The 18,519-nt window shown below is 60.4% G+C and carries 8 protein-coding genes; 7 read left to right on the top strand and 1 reads right to left on the bottom strand.

Annotated elements, in window-relative coordinates; translation table 11 throughout:
• Positions 1–57: 57 nt before the first annotated feature.
• From KB449_RS18810 to KB449_RS18800, 3 genes are all read left to right on the top strand, one after another.
• Positions 58–903, top strand: coding sequence for a hypothetical protein (locus KB449_RS18810; protein WP_282909841.1), 846 nt, complete (start codon positions 58–60; stop codon positions 901–903).
• A gap of 62 nt (positions 904–965) precedes the next feature.
• Positions 966–2,903, top strand: a complete 1,938-nt coding sequence (locus KB449_RS18805; protein ID WP_282909840.1) for a DUF5696 domain-containing protein — start codon at positions 966–968, stop codon at positions 2,901–2,903.
• Positions 2,881–5,772, top strand: coding sequence for a DUF5107 domain-containing protein (locus tag KB449_RS18800; protein ID WP_282909839.1), 2,892 nt, complete (start codon positions 2,881–2,883; stop codon positions 5,770–5,772). Before KB449_RS18805 ends, KB449_RS18800 begins: the two co-directional genes overlap by 23 nt.
• 300 nt (positions 5,773–6,072) lie before the next feature.
• On the opposite strand, the gene KB449_RS18795 is transcribed toward KB449_RS18800, so the two are convergent.
• Entirely contained in the window at positions 6,073–6,942 is an 870-nt protein-coding gene (locus KB449_RS18795; protein ID WP_282909838.1) for a helix-turn-helix domain-containing protein, read from the bottom strand.
• Between the two features lie 136 nt (positions 6,943–7,078).
• Between KB449_RS18795 and KB449_RS18790 the strand changes: the two genes are divergently transcribed.
• The 4 genes from KB449_RS18790 to KB449_RS18775 all read left to right on the top strand — a co-directional run bounded on the left by KB449_RS18790 (position 7,079) and on the right by KB449_RS18775 (position 18,516).
• On the top strand, positions 7,079–9,742 hold the full coding sequence (locus KB449_RS18790) for an alpha-L-rhamnosidase (protein ID WP_282909837.1): 2,664 nt from the start codon (positions 7,079–7,081) through the stop codon (positions 9,740–9,742).
• A 189-nt stretch (positions 9,743–9,931) separates the two neighbouring features.
• Positions 9,932–15,718, top strand: coding sequence for an S-layer homology domain-containing protein (locus KB449_RS18785; RefSeq protein WP_282909836.1), 5,787 nt, complete (start codon positions 9,932–9,934; stop codon positions 15,716–15,718).
• A 125-nt stretch (positions 15,719–15,843) separates the two neighbouring features.
• Positions 15,844–17,535, top strand: coding sequence for an extracellular solute-binding protein (locus KB449_RS18780; protein WP_282909835.1), 1,692 nt, complete (start codon positions 15,844–15,846; stop codon positions 17,533–17,535).
• A 120-nt stretch (positions 17,536–17,655) separates the two neighbouring features.
• Positions 17,656–18,516 carry an ABC transporter permease gene (locus KB449_RS18775; RefSeq protein WP_282912852.1) on the top strand — a complete coding sequence of 287 codons (861 nt, stop codon included), beginning with the start codon at positions 17,656–17,658 and terminating at the stop codon, positions 18,514–18,516.
• Positions 18,517–18,519 lie beyond the last annotated feature (3 nt).

Below are 18,519 nucleotides of genomic sequence, written 5' to 3'. Positions count from 1 at the left end.
GAGGGAAGGAGCGCCGCTCCTTTCCCTGCCCGCTCCGGCGGCGGGAGGGGTGAGGTCTTGAAGACGATTTTCGGTAAAAGATGGTCCGGCGGACGGTTGGTCCGGCCAATGGTCGCGCTGGTTGTGCTGGCTGTGATATGCGCGGCGGCCGTTGCGCTTGTCCTGTCGGCCAGAGGCGCGCCGACGGCGGCGATTCCGCTGCGAATCGACGGCGAACCGGTGGAGGCCGCGGAATATTTGCTGCTGCTGGAGAACGAGCGCGCGCCGACCATTGCCGAATACGGCGAACGCTACGGCATTGAAGCAGGCAGCGGAGCGTCGTTCTGGACGACGGCCGCAGGCGGCGAGACGCCGCTCGATACGGCCAAACGGCGGGCGCTTGCGCAGTTGACGCGCGTGAAGGTGCAGCAGCGGGAGGCGGTGTCTTACGGCTTGCTCGACAGCGACTCGTTCTCGTCGTTTCAGAAGCGGCTTGACCGGGAGAACGAGCGGCGGAAGCGGCTTGTCGCGGAGGGCGGCATCGTATACGGCCCCGTCGAATATCAGATGGCGGACTATTACGACTATACGCTGTCCAATATGCGTAACCGACTGATCGAGGTAATGGGCCCCGCGTTGTGGCCGGCCGACGACAAGACGCTGGAGGCCTACTACGAGTCGACGAAGGAAAAGCGCTATCGAAAACGGCCGGGCAATGAAGAGCCCTCCGCGGGAAAATCCGCGTCTTCTACCGTTTCCTTGGCGCCCGACAGCGGCTTCTCGGACTATTTGCCCTTCAAGGATATCAGGAATGTCGTGCAAAACGATTATTGGTCTTCCCGTTTTCAGCAATGGACCGACCAAGCGGCCGCGGCCGCGAAGATCGATATCGACGAGAAGGCTTATCGTAAGATCGGCTATTGAAGAAGATCGAAGAACTGCCGGAAGCGAATTTGAAAAGCGATGTTTAAAGGAGAACCGAAACAGTGACTATACACGAAAATGGAAGCGGCTGGATCGTCCAGGCGGCGGACCGGCAGCTTGAGATCGATCCGAATACGCTTGTCCTGACGCTGACCGATACGACTGCCGGCCGGAGTTGGGCGACCGTCCGGGGCGAAGATCATATCCTGCTTCGAACGGCGGAGGGAGAGCGGCTCGTCCGGCTTGCCGACGCCGCGGAGAAGACGTTCGAGGTTCGCCGCTCGGGCTACTACGAAGGCGTGTATGCGACGCTGTCGGGCTTCCCCGATGCGGACGGCGCGAGCGGCGCTGCGCAGCGGCGTCTGTCCGTTCGGCTGTCCGTGCTGCTGTATACGCATACGGGCGAGCTTGTGTGCGAGCTGCACCCGCTGGAACGCGATGCGGGAGACATCGTGCATATCGCCTGGCCCGCTCCGTTCGGGTTCGGAGGCGTCGAGCCCGGCCAATATACCGTCGTGCCGATGATGCAAGGCTTTCTCGTGCCGGCAGACTGGGAGGGCGACCTCGTTCGTTACGAAGACGGCTTGCTGCACGGCCGCGACGCCTATATGCCATGGTGGGGTCAGACCGACGGAGAGCACGGGTACACGGCAATCGTCGATACGTTCTGGGACGCCAAGGGCCGCTTCGACCATGCGCCTCGGCAGCATTCGCATTTCGGCGTCCGCTGGCTGCCCTCGCTTGGCCGCTACGACGACAACCGCAGCGTGAGGTACCGGTTCGGTCCGAAAATGGACTATGTCGAAATGGCGAAAATCTACCGGGCCTACGCCAAATCGATCGGTCGATTCCGCTCGATGGCGGAGAAAATCGCCGAAAATCCGCGCGTCGACCGGCTGCGCGGAGCGGCGGTCGTCAATACGCTCATTCACTTCTACGCCGTGCCGGAATCGGACTATTACGATCCGGATCATCCCGAGAAAAACGACGAGCGGCATTCCTTCGCGCTTCGGGCCGAGCAGCTGGCTAAGCTTAAAGATGCGTACGACGGACCCGTTTACGTCCATCTGGACGGATGGGGCCAGCGCGGCTACGACAATTTGCATCCCGACGTGCTGCCGCCGAGCCCGGTCAACGGCGGCTGGGAGGGGATGCGGCTGTTGCGGCAGCGGTGCGAGGAGCTCGGTTATTTGCTGGCGCTGCACGATCAATACCGCGATTTCTATCACGACGCGCCGAGTTACGGGGCGGAGCAGGCGGTGATGGACCGCGACGGCAACAACGAGCTGTGCACGATATGGCCCGGCGGCGCCCATCATTTTCTCAGCGCGAGTCTGGCCAAAGGGTACGTCGAACGCAATTACGAGCAGCTCGAGGCGGAGAGCGTCCTGCCGGACGGGGCGTATCTGGACGTCTTCGCCGTCATCGCGCTGGAGGAGGATTATCATCCCGTCCACCCCATGACCCGCAAGCAGTGTATGGAGCACCGTCTGTCCTGCTTTCATTCCATACGCTCGCGCGGCATGATCGTCAGCTCCGAGGAGCCGGTCGACTGGGCGATTCCCGCCCTCGATCTGGTTCATCACGGACCGTACGCGCGCAATCCGAATCCGGGCAAAGGGCCCGTCGTCGGCATTCCGGTTCCGCTGTTTTCGCTCGTGTATCACGACGCGGTGTTTTTGCCCTGGTTCCCGGGCGAAGGGGAGTGGGGCATTCCGCCGGAGGACTGGGGGTTCCTGCACGGCCTGCTGAACGCCGGATTGCCCTGTCTGAATATCGAGCCGACCGACGCGGAGATCGCGCTGGCCCGCCAAATGTCAGAGCTGCACAACCGGGTCGGGTGTATGGAGATGACGGGACACAGCTTTATCGACGGCAATCTCCGCAGGCAGCGGGCCGTATACGCCGACGGCACCGTCGTCGAGATCGACCTGGATACGAAGGCATATGCCGTTCGGTACGGAGAGGAGACGGCCGATGTCCGCAGTCCGCGTCTATAGGTCAGAGCTGGCGATTCCGACGTACGGGCTGCTCGAGGAAGACATCAATCCGATTCTGGACAAGCGGCTCGATCCGTATCCTTATCCGATGCAAAACGCGATGAAGCGCGAGAAGGAAGAAGTGCTGTACGAGGCTGTTCATCTCGAAAACGATTATTTGCATCTGATCGTTCTGCCCGAGCTGGGCGGAAGGCTGTACAGCATGCTCGACAAGCGCAGCGGCGAAGAGGCGCTGTACCGCAATCCGGTCATCCGTCCGCGGATGATCGGCACGCGGGGCGCCTGGTTCGCAGGCGGCATGGAGTTCAATTTTCCGATCAGCCATTCGCCGACGACGATGTCGCGCGTCGACTGTCAGACCCGGGGCAACGAGGACGGCAGCGCGTCGGTGCTGATCGGGGGCATCGAGCAAATGTCTTTCATGCATTGGCAGGTGGAGTTGCGGCTGCACCCGGGGCAAGCGCGTCTCGAGCAGCGGGTGACGCTGCGCAATCCGACTGCGATGGAGCACAAGTATTATTTCTGGACGAATACGGCGGTCGCTTACGACGACAGCGTCCGGCTCGCCTACCCGTTCGACTGGTGCGTAAATCTGGACGACCGGTACGCCAAATGGCCGTACTACAAGGAGATCGATTGCCGACTGCCGCAGCAGATCCCTTACGCCTACGAGACGTTCGGAAAAGGCATGACCGGCGACAGCTTCGGCGCCTACAACGCAAATAAAGACGCCGGACTCGTCCACGTCGCCGACCGCCGCAAGCTGAAGGGCGCCAAGTTTTTCGTCTGGGGCAACGACGACAAGGCCAAGGCGTGGAACCGGGCGCTGACCGAGAGCGAGGATCAATATATCGAGGTGCAGAGCGGTCCTTACGAAAGCCAGAACGTCTATAAGTTCCTGAAGCCGCATAGTGAGTTGCAGTGGACCGAGTACTGGTATCCGATCTTCGGAACCGGCGGCTTTCACCAAGCTTCCGAGGTTGTCGCGATTCGCTGGAGCCCGGGACAGGCCGAGGCGGTGCTCGTTCTCTCGGCAACCGAAGCGCTGCCCGGCTGCCGGCTTGTCCTCGGTCGCAGAGACGCGGCGCGGGAGCTGGCCGTCGATCTGTCGGCCGAGTATCCGACGACCGTCACGGTGCCCGGCGATTGGTCCGCTCCGGCCGGCGGCCTTCGGCTGCTTCTGACTTGCGGGCAGCGGCTGCTGCTCGATATCGACGGCGATCCGGCGTGCGACGAGGAATATCCGGATCACGACCTGTACGAGGACGCGCGCGTAACGGTGCTGCAGGACGAATCGGCGAGCGTGCTGAAGCGGGCGCAGTGGAGCGAATCGCTCGGGCTGACGGCGGACGCGATCGCGCTGTACGGCGAACGGCTGGCGATCCGTCCGGACTGCCAGGAGTCGCTGCTGCGGCTCGGTCTGCTGAATCTGAAAAGCTTCCGCTACGAGCGGGCGGCGGACTGCTTCGAGCAGCTGCTGCGCGATAACAACCGCAACGGCTGGGCCCGCTACTACTTGGCCGTGACGGAGCGGGAACGCGGCAATACGCGCAGAGCGCAGCGGCTGTTCGCCGACATCGGCGCTGACGCGGAGAGCTTCGACGCGGCATTGACCGAGCTTGCCGGAATGGACATCGCCGCAGGACGGTTCGCGGACGCGATGGCGGCCTGCGCGCTGCTGCCGGAGGACAATGCCGAGGGACGCCTTCTTGCCGCGATCGCGCGACGCCTCGCACTGGCCGACACGGGAGCCGCTCCGGCCGGTGAGCGTCGGACGAGCCTGCCGGACAATGCGCAAGGACTGGCGGAGCGCTATTTGGCGGTCGGCTCCGATGCCGCAAGGGAATCCCTGTTCGAGCTGACGCGAGGCGAGGAGGCGTCTCTGATCCCGATTGCCTTGATCTACGCAGAGCTGGGGCTAGCGGCGGATGCGGCGTCGCTGTTGAAGCTCGTACGGCGGCCGGGCATGAAGACGCGGCTCGCCGAAGGGCTGCTGCGCCTGACGGGCGCCGGTGACACCGCCCTGCTGCTGGAGGCGCTGCGAACGGACAGCCTCGACCGCGTATTTTTAAATGAGCGGCCGCTGCTGAAGGCGCTGGAGCGCGTGCGTCCGCTCGACACCGTCGGCATTGCCGATTATTTGCTCGGCATCGCCTGCTATGCCGCCGGCGACCGGGAGCGCGGGGCGGAACTGCTGTTGTCCGCCTACCGCAAAGGACTGCGACTTACGGCGCTGCTGTATAGCATCGGGTACGCCCGGCTTGCGGCGCTGGGCGACCTGCCGGGCGCCGCCGCCGTGCTGGAGGAAGATGTGGCCGTCAACGGCGGGAGAAACGAGGGAACGCTTTGTCTGCTCGACGATATTTACCGGCAGCGGGGAGATCTGGCGGCGCGGCTGGCGCTGCTGCCCATGATGGAGCAAGCGGGCAACCGGACGCTTGTCGTCGTCCGCATGGTCGACCTGCTGCGGGAAGCCGGGCAGGAGGAACGCGCGCTGGAGCTGCTTCGGGCCGAGCCGTTCGAAAACTGGGAGGGCGAGGAAATCAGCGGACCTTGCTACCGCGACACGGTGCTGTCGCTTGTCCGCAAGGCGCTGGCGAACGGCGATATCGCTGCCGCTGCGGATTGGGCGGACCGGATCGACCGCTATCCGGACAACTTGGTTTACGGCGAGCCGATCTACCTGTCCCGCTCCGAGGTGAATTGCGTCCGGGGGCAGGTGAGCGCCGCGCTCGGGCGAGGGGAGGAAGCGGCGAGCTATTGGCTGGACGGATACCGGGAGCTGAGTCGGGAGGAAATTCCGAAGACGGAGCGCAGCCGGCATTACAGCCTGCAATGTCTGGCGGAGCTGCGCAGGTTCCGGCCTTAGATCTGTCGCGGCCGGTACGTATGGTTTCGAGAAGAAGGAAATCCGGCAAGAGGCTTGTTGAATAGGGCATTAACACTGTCATCGCCGGCAGCTGGAGACGGAACCGAAAGGCCGGAGCCTCATACGCAAGGCTGGCCGAAGTTATTCCTACTTAGGAACTCCCAAGCCTCAATATGCAAGGCCAGTCGGACTTGTTCCTGCTTAGGAACATCCAGACGCTTTATAAGCAACGTCAGCAGAAGTTGTTCCTAAATAGGAAGTAACTTTGCAGGTTCTTCCCATCTAATAGTCAAGCCGGAATTAGAGCTTTCCCCGATATTGACCCGGCGTGACTCCCTCGATTCGTTTAAACACGCTCGTAAAAGACTGCGTGTCCCGATAACCAACCATGCCAGAGATGGCGTCGAGTTTGAAGTTCGTATCGCGAAGAAGCTGGCATGCGGTCATGACGCGCTGGCGCTGGACGAACGTATGGAAGGTCTGCCCGGTATGTCGGACGAACAGGCGCTGGAAGTGCCGTTCGCTCAGTCCGAACCGTTCGGCGGCCTGTCGCTGCGTCAGCGGCTCGAGCGCCTGCTCGCGGACGTAAGCGACGGCTTCGCCGAAGTCGAGAGCGGCGGCCGCGGGGGAGCCTGCGCCGTTCGCCATCTCGCGCAGCCGCGTCCATTCAATCAAGATCTGCGTCAGCAACGCGGTCAGCATTGCGGAAGCGCCGGGACGAAGGGCGGCGTGCTCCTCGTGGATCCGCTCGAAGAGCGGCTCGAGCACGAGCCGTTTGTCCCTTGCAATGCCTGCTTCCGTCTTGTCTTGGGACAGCGCGGCCATCATGTCGTCGAGCATGAGCTCGGGGGCTGTCCGGGCGATCTCCGTCCATAGTGAGGTCGCGAACACGACATTATAAACGACCAGCTTGCTTCGCTTGTCGGCGGAGGATGGACGGAATACGTGCGAGCAGCCGACGGGAAGCACGAAGAGATCGCCGCGAGCCGCGGGCAGCGCCTGTTCGCCGATATACTGGTATCCGGTCCCTTCGGCGACGTAGTTCAGTTCGATAAAATCGTGCTCGTGCAGACCCGAATCGAAGAAGTTCTCTTCAATTCGGTTGACGAAAATACGCAGGCCGCCGCGAAACAGATTTTTGCCCCGCAACGTATATTGCGTCTTTTTCATCTCAGGGCCTCCGGCTTCAAGTTGATGTCTATTTTACCATGGAATATTGTCCGGTTCACCAATGTATTTGCCGCTGGCAGCGCTTTAAACTGCAATCAGGATCGGTAATTTAATGACGGCATGGGGGCATGAACGAATGGCGGAGATCGAAGTATACGGACTGTCCTGCAACACCAGGTTGAACCCGGTGGGTATCGACGACAAGGCGCCGCGGCTGGGCTGGAAGCTGCGTTCGGAGCGGCGCGGGGTCGTTCAGGAGGCGTACCGCATCCAGGTCGCGGAAAATGCCGCGTTTGAAGGCGGGCTTGCGTGGGATACGGAGAAGTTGGCCGGCGATCGTTCGGTCGCGGTGACTTATGAAGGCGAGACGCTGCGGTCGCGCACGCGGTATTTTTATCGGGTGAAGGTATGGGCAAATCAGGGCGAGGAATCCGAGTGGAGTCCGGCCGCTTATTTTGAGACGGGGCTGTTGTCGGGAGAGGAATGGGCTGGAGCCGACTGGATCTCGTACGCGCTGCCCGCGAACGAAGAGGGACATGAACCGATCGCCTATTTGCGCAAGGCATTCAGTCTGGATCGTCCGGTTGCCTCCGCTCGTATATACGCAACGGCGCTCGGCATGTACCGGCTCTTCGTCAACGGCGAGACTGCCGACGACACGAGCCTGAATCCGGGATGGACCAGTTACGAGAAGCGTCTGCAATATCAGACATATGACGTTACGGCGTTGCTGCGCGAAGGAAAAAACGCGATCGGCTTCATGCTCGGCAACGGCTGGTACCGTGGCGGATTGGGCTGGAAAAAAACAGGAAACTACGGCGACACCAGAGCTGCGCTTGTTTTGCTGCAGGTGCGCTATGCCGACGGCACCGAGTCCATCATCGGCTCGGACGGAAGCTGGCGGGGGAGCGACGGCGCGCTTCGCTGGTCCGAGATTTACGACGGCGAATACTACGACGCGAGGCTGGAGCGGAAAGCGTGGTCGCGAGCGGAATTCGACGATTCGGAATGGGGAAATGCCTCGTCGTATTCGCATCCGAAGTCGGCGCTCGTCGCGCAGGAGAGCGAGCCGGTACGGATCGTGAATACGATCGTACCCGTCTCCGTATGGACGACGCCGAGCGGAGAGACGCTGCTCGACATGGGCCAGAACCTGGTCGGCTGGGTTCGGTTCACCGTAAGGGCCGAGGCAGGAACGGTCGTGACCGTGCGCCATGCGGAGGTGCTGGACAAACACGGCAATTTCTACACGGGCAATCTGCGCGCCGCCAAACAGACGATCGCCTATGTGTGCTCGGGCGATGGTGAGGAGACGTTCGAGCCGTCCTTTACGTTCCAGGGCTTCCGTTACGTCAAGATCGAAGGCATTGCGCCGGAGCAGGTGCCGGGCCGCTTCGTCGGGTGCGTCCTGACCAGCGATCTGCAAGCCGCCGGGCAATTCCGCTGCTCGGATCCGATGATCAACAAGCTGGCGGACAATATCGTCTGGGGCCAGATCGGCAACTTCGTCGACGTGCCAACGGACTGTCCGCAGCGGGACGAGCGACTCGGCTGGACCGGCGATGCGCAGGCGTTCGTGCGAGCGTCCACTTATAACCGCAACGTACAGACCTTTTTCGCAAAATGGCTTCGCGATCTGGCTGCGGATCAGCAGCCGGACGGCGGCGTGCCGCACGTCATTCCGAACCTCTCGATCGCCGGCGCGAATTCGGCGGCTTGGGGCGATGCGGCCGCGATCGTCCCGTGGGTGCTGTACGAGCGTTATGGCGACGAGCGCGTGCTCCGGGAGCAGTACGCAAGTATGAAGGGCTGGGTCGAATATATCCGGGCTCAAGGCGAGAATGAATTTTTATGGGATACGGGCTTCCACTTCGGCGACTGGCTCGGGCTCGATGCCAAGGAGAACAGCTATATCGGCGCGACGCCGCGCGAGCTGATCGCGACGGCCTTCTACGCGCACTCGACGGGACTTGTGGCGAAGTCGGCGAGCGTCCTGGGATTTGCGGACGACGCGGCCAAGTACGCCGAGCTGCGCGACAACGTCGCAAGCGCCTTCCGCGCGGAATACGTCACCCCAAGCGGGCGGCTCGCTTCGCCGACGCAGACTGCCTATGCCGTAGCGCTGATGTTCGATCTTCTGGAGGAAGGAACCCGGCAGCAGGCTGCGGATCGGCTCGCCAAGCTGATCGAGGAAGCGGGCAACCAGTTGACCACGGGATTCGTCGGCACGCCTTACCTTTGCCATGTGCTGACCCGGTTCGGACACGCCGACCTCGCCTACAAGCTGCTCGAGCGGCGCGAGTATCCGTCCTGGCTGTACCCGGTCGTCAAGGGCGCGACGACGATCTGGGAGCACTGGGACGGCATCAAGCCGGACGGCAGCTTCTGGAGCGACGATATGAACTCGTACAATCACTATGCATACGGCGCGATCGGCGACTGGCTGTTCGGTATTGTCGCGGGCATCGACGCGGACGCCTCCGAACCCGGATACAAGCGAATTCAGATTCGTCCGGTGCCGGGCGGTTCGCTCAAGTTCGCCGACGCGACGCTTGAGTCGCCGTACGGAGAGATTCGAGCGGCCTGGCATCGCAGACCGGACGGCGGATTCGACTACAATATCTCCGTGCCGGCCAATGCCGCCGCGAACGTCCTGCTGCAGGGCGCGAGCAAGGCGAACGCGACGGAGTCACAACAATCGCTCGACGCCGCGCGAGGAATCTCGAACGTCGAGGAGACGGCCGAAGGGCTGGCGTTTAGCGTCGGCTCCGGGAAGTATCGGTTTACGGTTAAAAGATAGAATATCGATCATACGCGACAGCCGCCGGGCATACTCCGGCGGCTGTTTTCGTCGCTCGTCCACAATGGCGTCATGCAGTGGTAAAGATATTGCTAGAAAGGAAAGGTTATTTCTCTATTCGCATGCTCGCCTCCAAATTTAAAATGAGCTTGTAAGCGCATTCTAACGATGGGGGAGAGCAAATTGAACTTGAAAAATTATCGGCCTTTGGGTATTGCATTGTGTCTGGCGCTGCTGTTCGAAGGCTTGACGGGCTTATGGTCGACGCGTACGGCATCCGCCGATCCGTTGCCGTCGCCGACTGGCACCACGTATTATGTCAGCCAGACGAACGGAAACGACAGCTACGACGGCTTGGCTCCAGAATGGGACGGCGTGCACGGGCCCTGGAAGACGCTAGGGAAGGTATCCGGACAGACGTACGCGGAAGGGGATGCGATCAAGCTCAAAAGCGGCGACGCATGGAACGAGCAGTTAACGCTCCGCGGCAGCGGCACCTCGGACCATCCGATTACGGTAACTTCATACGGTTCGGGCAACCGACCGTACATCTACCGGAATAATGGCATAGATGAAGAGGCGATCCGGATCGACAACGGCGACGGGTACCGGATTGCGGGTCTGGAGATCGCGAAGGCGAGAAGGGGGCTCCGGATTATCGCCGACGGCAATACGAAGCCGAGATTCGAGCATTACCGGATCGAAGACAATTATTTTCACGATATCGCGAATGCGAACGGAAGTCTGCCCGGGGAGGAGGGAACGGCCATCGATCTGGTGACCGTACCGGGCGTCAAGCCGGTGTTCGCGAATATCGCGATCAAAAACAACATTTTCAGAAAAACGGAAATCAGCTACATCATGTGGAGCGACGGCATTGGCCCGAGACAGGAAGACGTAACGATCGAAGGCTCCACATTTATTGAAAACGGGAGAAATCAGGTGTTCCAGTGGAGCGGCAAAAACGTCGACGTGCTGAACAATCTGTTCTATTACAATTATCCCCGCAAGTATTTCGGCGTCGGACTCACCTCGGTGCTGACCGAGCATTTGACCGGCGAGAGCGGCGTTTATAACGAAGTGGACGGCAACGAGTTCGGGTGGGCCGGCACTTACCCCGGCGATCATGACGGCACGGCCTACGATTTTGAGAAGTCCGGCGATTACATTCATTTTACCAACAACTTTATCCATGATTCCTATCGTTACGGCGCGATGTTCATGGGCGGACAGGTCTTCAACGAGCTGTTATTTGCCGACAACACCTTCAAGGATAATGCGCTCGGTACCCAGGACTCGCCTTTCCATATTTGGCTGCGCGCCGACAATACCGGCTCCGGCACGTTCGAAGGCAATCGGTTTTACAATGAGGCCGGCATGACCGGATTCGATCAGAAGCCATCCAGCTTTACCTATGCCAACAATGCGGATCCTGCCGTCTCGCCGGGTTTTACGGCGATGCCGCTCGTGACGGACATTCAGTCAGGCGCACCGGATTCGCGAACGTATACGTTCCAGAGCGCGACCTGGGGGGCGCAGCTGCGATACACGCTGGACGGCAGCGTGCCGACTGCGAGCAGCATGCTCTATGCGGGCCCGATAACGGTGACCGACAAGTCGACGGTCATCAATGTGAAAGCTTTCGTGCCCGGGATGAATCCCAGCAAAACGAACATGGTCCTCGCGGACTTTCGCGACAGCGGCGAAGGGGAAGGACCGGCCCACTGGTGGAAGCTCGACGAAACCGCAGGCGCTTCGGCTGCCGATGCTGCGGGCGGCGCCGACGGGAGCGTGACGGCAGGCGCATGGGGACCGGGAATGATCGACGGCGCGCTGGACTTCGACGGCACGGGCGGCGGCGTCGACGTGAACGATGCTTCGCTCGCGGGCATTTCGGACAACTTCACCCTGTCGTTCTGGGTCAAGCCGCGTGCCGAGATCGTGCTGCGGCCTGAAGCCGGCGACGGCATTACCGGCGATAACGGCCAGCAATATGCGATCGCTCCCGCCTACAGAGGCGGAGGGACCGATGCGACGCATGCGGGCGTCGGCGTCTCGGTCGGTACGAACGGCATTGCCGTGGTGGAACATTCGGATAACTATTTGCCCGCGCTGCTCGTGGATGGGGGCACGAAGCCGGACCCCGACCAATGGACGCATATCGCCATCGTTTACAAGGACAAGCAGCCCTGGCTTTATGTCAACGGCATCTTCCGCAAAGCCGGCGTGACGAGCACAAAAACCGTTCATCCCAGCGCGGACATCGGAGGCTCGGGTCTCGGGCGCCTGGACGGATCGATCGACGACGTGCGCATCTACGATCGCCCGCTTGCCATTCAAGAGCTGCAGGTGCTGAGCCATACGGCGCATGCGCCGGAGCTGCCGGAATTCGCTTCGCAATGGAAGCTGTTCAACAGCCCCTTGACGGAGGCAGCGAATCCGACAATACCCGAGTCCGGCAGCGATGCCATCCTGTTCTCGGGAGACGGCTACTATACGATTGCGGAGGGCGAAGTCGAGAGCGCCAACGGCGCCGTGCTCGATCGGACGGTCGATGCCGGGCAGTTCTCCGTCGTATTTACGCCCAAAGCCATTGCAGGCGACTTGTCCGCCGGCGACGACTCGTGGCTGGCCGTCGGTCTGCTGGACAGCCGGCGTTACTTTAACGTCTTGAAGCCGGAGCAAGCCCGCGGCATCGTGGTGCTGCTGCGGAAGTCGAGCGGCTTGCTGACGGTGGAACCCTACAAGCTGGATGATACGGGCTTCCATGCCCAGACGCCGTTAACGCTCGGGACGGCCGCAATCGACCGGACTTACGAGCTGAAATTGGTGGAGCTGTCCGGTGTATGGAGACTCATGGTGGACGACACGCAACTGGCGGGCGATTATACGGACATGGTGACGAACGTTTTGAACGAACAGGCCTATGCGCTGATCGGACTATCGGACAAAGCGGGGGGAACGAACCGCGTGGCGGTGCATTCGGTAAACGGCGAGGCGGCTTACGGCGTGCCGAGCAGGCCCGAATGGCGGGACGGATCCTTGACCGTAACCGATGTCGAAGCGAACCGGGTCGTGCTGCACTGGGGCGGAGCGACCGACAGGGAAGGCGTCGCGTCCTATAAAATCTATCAGGATGGCGCGGAGGTGGCAGTCGTAGACGGCAGCGTAGATAACTACGAGGTTACCGGACTTACGCCTGCTACGCACTACAGCTTCAAGATCGAAGCAGGCAATGCCGCCGGCCGTTGGAGCGACCGGGGACCGACAGCGGAGACGACGACAGACTATGAAGTTCCTGAAAATATGGACTTTGCTGCGGACTGGCAGCTATATACCGGCCGCATCGGATCGGCGGAGGCGCCTACGGAAGTCCGGCTGGGCTCAAACGGCATCGTGTTCATGGGCTCCGGCTACTATACGGTCGCGGGCGGCGCGGTAATCCCTGCGAATGGCGCCGTATTCAAAGAGCCGGTGGACGTTGATCGATTTTTTGTCCGGTTCACGCCGGAGCAGCTGTCGGGCAGCTTGTCCGGCGGCGACGATTCCTGGCTGGCGGTCAGTCTGCTCAGCAGCTCCGATTATTTTGACGTGCTGCGGCCCGAAGCCGGCCAAGGCTTAGTCGTTCTGCTCCGCGATACGGCAGGAAAGCTCACCGTGCAGCCGCATAAATTGACGACTGCCGCCGGCTTCCAGCCGATGCCGAGCTTGACGCTTGATGCGGCCACGCTTCAGCAGCATGAACTGAAGCTGACGCAAACCGGCGGCGTATGGCGGCTTGCCATGGACGGGGTGCTGCTCGACGGCGATTACTCGGACATGGTGAACGGCGTGCTTGACGATAAGGCTTATGTACAGATCGGCTTGTCGGACAAGCAAAATAAACAAAACAGAATCCGCGTGCATACGGTGAACGACTCGGCGGCCTATTTGCCGGATTGGGAAACGAGAGCGATGCAGCCGTTCTGGCAAGGCGGCATCGTATACGACGAGCCGCTGCTGATGGTTTCCGCGAATCAAGCGCTTCCGGAAGCCGCGCTGCTGTTCGAGCCGACCCGCATCGTATCCGTCCGAAACGCGCAGATGAACAAGACTTATGCGGAGGGCGTGGATTGGGCATATAGCAATGGCAAAATCAGGCTTCTGCCCGGCTCCGCGATCCCTTTTATGACGGAGGACGAACTTTATCCGGCGACGGTCGTGCCAAACGAGAGCGTAGACCGGCGAGGCGGCGGGGGCGTCTTATTGCACGAGGGCTCCTATTTTCATGACCGGCAAATTGTCGTCACCTATGAACATGCGGGAGGCGGCTGGGAGGGACCGGTGCCGGCACTGGAATCGGTTGCGCTGTCCCGGACGCTCGCCAAGCTGGAAGCAGGCGAACCGCTGAAACTGCTTGTGCTGGGCGACAGCATCGCAGCCGGCGCCAATGCGAGCGGCGTTACGAACGCGCCGCCGTATTTGCCGGACTGGGCCGCTTTGTTGAAACGGCGACTGGAGGCGCAATACGATTCCAGGATTACGCTGATCAATCGCTCCGTGCCGGGACAAACGGCCATTTGGGGCATGGAGGAAGCGGAGCGGGCTGCGGATTTGCAGCCCGATCTGGTCGTCGTCGCTTTCGGCATGAACGACGGCGTCGGCAGCGACGCCTTGCATTCGCCTGCCTTATTCCGCGACCATATCGAGACGATCATGGATCATTTCCGGGATGCGAACAGCGATGCGGAGTTTATTCTGGTCGGTACCACGCTGGCCAATTCGGAAACGTATTTTGACGGCAAGCAGCCGCTTTATATCGCCGAGCTAAAAGCGTTGGCCGATGCGCAGACGGGCGTGGCGACAGCCGATCTGACCGGCGTTCATGCGGAGCTGCTGGCGCACAAGGCGTTTGCCGATATGACCGGCAACAACGTGAATCATCCGAACGATTACCTGGTCCGCTGGTATGCCCAGACGCTTGCCGGCATGTTGATTCCAGGCGAAGGCGAGGTTCAGCAGCCTCAGGAGCCGCAATCGCCGCAAGAGACCCATCCGCCGGCGCGAGAACAAGCGACCGCGGCGGACGGGCTGAAGATCAGCCCGCTTGGCAAAGAGGCAGCCGCAAGCCTGGTCGCGCGAAGCGCACACCCGGCTTCGGTCAAGCTGACGCTTGCCGGTGCCATCGCGGAAGTGAAGGTGCCGGACCATAACGCCGAAGCTCAATCCGCAATTCTGGAATTGGCTTACGATCCTTCGTTGGACGCCGCAGGCCTGGCGGGCCTCTATATTTGGAACGAACAACGGTCGCAATGGGCATATGTCAGAAGCGCCAAGTCTGCCGCCGACGGCAAGCTTAGCGCCGTCATCCAACGGAGCGGCATATACGGGGTGCTCGTCTACGATCGTTCATTCAGCGACATGCCGGCGACGCATTGGGCCCATCAAGCCATTCAATCGCTGGCCGCCGCACAGCTTGTGCAAGGCTTTGACGACACGCGATACGGCCCGGATCGACAGCTGACGCGAGCCGAATTCACGGCTTTGTTGACCAGGGCGCTCGGCCTCGGTCTCAAGGGGACCGGAACCGCCGCTCCCTTTTCGGATGTCGCTCCGGACGCCTGGTATGCGCAAGCCGCTGCGGCAGGATATGAAGCGGGGCTGGTCGAAGGCAACGGGCGTAGACAATTCGAGGCGGACAAGCCGGTAACGAGGCAGGAGATGGCGGTTATGCTCATGCGCGCTTGTGCGCTGGCGGATTGCGCCGCGGTGCCCGAGCTTGACGAGCATTCTGCAAGCTACTTGGATGAGCGGGATATCGCGGCTTGGGCCAAGCAAGCCGTCGGCCGATCCGCGGAGCTCGGTCTGATGCGGGGATTGGCCGGCGGAGGCTTTTCGCCGAACGCAACCGCGACGAGAGCGCAAGCCGCGACGGCGATCTTGCGGCTGACCGACCTTATCCCGCAGCCGTCCGAGCTCGCAGCGGCGTCGAAATAACAGGATCGGCGAACCCGTAAATATTGTTGCCCGAAGGTAAAGATCTTTGTCTTATGCCCCAAATCAACCTGAATTAAGATAAAAAAGAAGCAGCGGATTTCAGCTCAATAAATGGGGGGAACACAATGTCTAACAGAAGAAAAGGAAAAGCGTGGCTGCTGTCCGCGACTGCTGCCATCTTGATAACGACTGCGGCATGCTCGTCAAACAACAATTCTAACGCCAGTACGTCGACTGCGTCGCCATCGACCGACGCCTCGGCCGCCGCGCCGGAAGGCACGAAGGATGCGCAAGCCGAGATTAATCTCAAGGCCTACGCGGAGCCTGTGACGGTGACCATCGGGGCGACCGTCGGAGCGGGCATCAACTATCCGGAAGGCGAGAGCGTCGACGACAACATCCATACCCGGTTGAACAAGGAAATGCTGAATATCGAATACAAAAATAAATTCGTCGTGGAAGCCTCCAAGCTGTCGGAAAAAATCAATCTTGCCATTGCGAGCGACGATCTGCCCGACGTATTGCTGGTCGGGACGGAGCAAATGCAGAAAATGATCAAAAACGACCAGCTGGCCGATCTGTCGCAAGTCTACGATCAGTATGCTTCCGCCGAACTCAAGCGCAATCTGGAATATCAGAACCGGGTCTCGTTCGTTCCGGCCGAGACCGACGGCAAGCTATATGGCATCCCGGCGCCCAAAGATTACGGAAATTCGATTCCGGTCATGTATATTCGCCAGGATTGGCTGGATGCGCTGGGACTTAAGCCGCCCAAAACCATGGATGAGTTGACCGCCGTGGCCAAGGCCTTTGTCGAGAGCGATCCGGACAAGAACGGTCAAAAAGACACGTTCGCGATCTCGCTGGAGAGCGGCATGAACACGTTGGCCATGGATGCGATCGCGTCGGCGTTCGGCGCTTATCCGAGCATCATGGTGAAGGATGCGAGCGGCCAAATCGTCTACGGCAGCACGCAGCCCGAGATGAAGGAAGCGCTCAAAAAAATGCAGGAGCTCTACAAGCTTGGCGCCTTCGATCCGGAGTTCGGTATTAAGGATTATGCCGTGACGGTCGAGAAAATCATGGCGGGCAAGGTGGGCATTCTGTTCGGCGCATTCTGGAACCCGCTCTATCCGCTCAAGCAGAATCTGGAGAACGATCCGAACGCCAAGTGGAACGCCTACCCGATTCCAACGCTCGACGGCGGCGCCCCCGTACCCAAAGCGCTTCCTTTCACCAACGAATGGATCGTCGTTCGCAAAGCTTTCGAGCATCCCGAAGCGATCGTCAAGTCGATGAATCTGTGGACGGACATGTTCATCAGCTCGAAGCCGGAACTATTTCCCGAAGCTCAGAAGCGTTGGTACGAGGCGATCGGCAGCACGCACAAAGGCCTCGAAGCGCACAACTATGCCAGACCGTTTTTCTTCGACTCGCCGTTCGGCAATCTGGAGGTGGGTCGGGAACTGAGAGCTTATCATGAGAGCAACGACGAATCCAAGCTCGTATCGGCCAAAGCGAAGGACGTCTTCACCAACCAGATCAAGCCGGGCGGTCTTCAGGCCTGGGCCATGGAAAAGATGTACTACGAAGCGGAAGCGGTGCTCGACGGCTACAAGGAGCTCGTATACCCGGCCTATGTCGGCGCATCTACCCCGACGATGCTGTCCAAGGGACCGACGCTCGGCAAGCTGGAATCCGAAACGTTCGTCAACATCATTATGGGCGCGTCCATCGACACCTTCGACGCGTTCGTCGAGAAGTACCATAAGCTTGGCGGAGACGACATTTTAAAGGAAATCAATACACAGAAATAGAGCGGAATACGGGGCTGTGCGCTTGCCGCGCAGCCTCGTGCCATTCCGGCGGAAGGAGAGAATGCTGTGTTTGGCCTCAGATTAAAGCCGGTCAATTGGAGACGCAATTGGCCGCTGCATATGATGCTGCTGCCTGGAATGGCTTTGCTTGTTATCTTTCAGTACGTACCGATGGCGGGAATCGTCATTGCGTTCCAGGATTTTGTGCCGACCAAAGGTTTTTTTGGTTCCGAGTGGGTGGGCTTGCAGCATTTCGAGTTCATGATGAACCTGCCGGATACGGCCACCATTGTCATCAATACACTGGTCATTGCGGTGATGAAAATTGTGCTGGGGCTCATCGTCCCGGTGCTGTTCGCCCTGCTGCTGAACGAAATCAGGCAGCAAGGCGTGAAACGTACCGTGCAAACGATGGTTTATTTCCCACACTTTCTGTCGTGGGTCATTCTGGGGGGCATCTTGGTGGACGTGCTGTCTATGAACGGAGGCGCGGTAAACCGGATATTGGGCTGGCTGGGAATCGGGCCGTATTTCTTCCTGGGAGATCCGGGTTTATTCCGCGGCGTCATCGTCGTCACCGACGTCTGGAAGGAGTTCGGCTTTTCCACCATCATTTATTTGGCCGCGCTCAGCGGGATCAACCCTGTACTCTATGAGGCGGCCGTGATGGATGGCGCCAACCGTTGGAAGCAAGTATGGCACGTGACGCTGCCGGGCATTGCGCCGATCGTCGTACTGATGGCTACGCTTAGCATCGGGGGCATTCTGAACGCGGGCTTCGACCAAATCTTCAATTTGTATAGTCCGCTGGTCTATAAGACCGGGGATATCATCGATACTTGGGTATACCGTGCCGGCTTGCTGGATATGCAATATGGTCTGGCAACGGCCGTGGGACTTTTCAAGTCCGTCGTCGGTTTGGTGCTTATATCCGTATCCTATTGGGCAGCCTCCCGTTTCGCCAATTACCGCATATTTTAGGAG

It is taken from the genome of Cohnella hashimotonis (genome assembly GCF_030014955.1).
Classification (GTDB): Bacteria; Bacillota; Bacilli; order Paenibacillales; family Paenibacillaceae; genus Cohnella; species Cohnella hashimotonis.
This window is presented reverse-complemented; position numbering and strand designations above follow the sequence as displayed.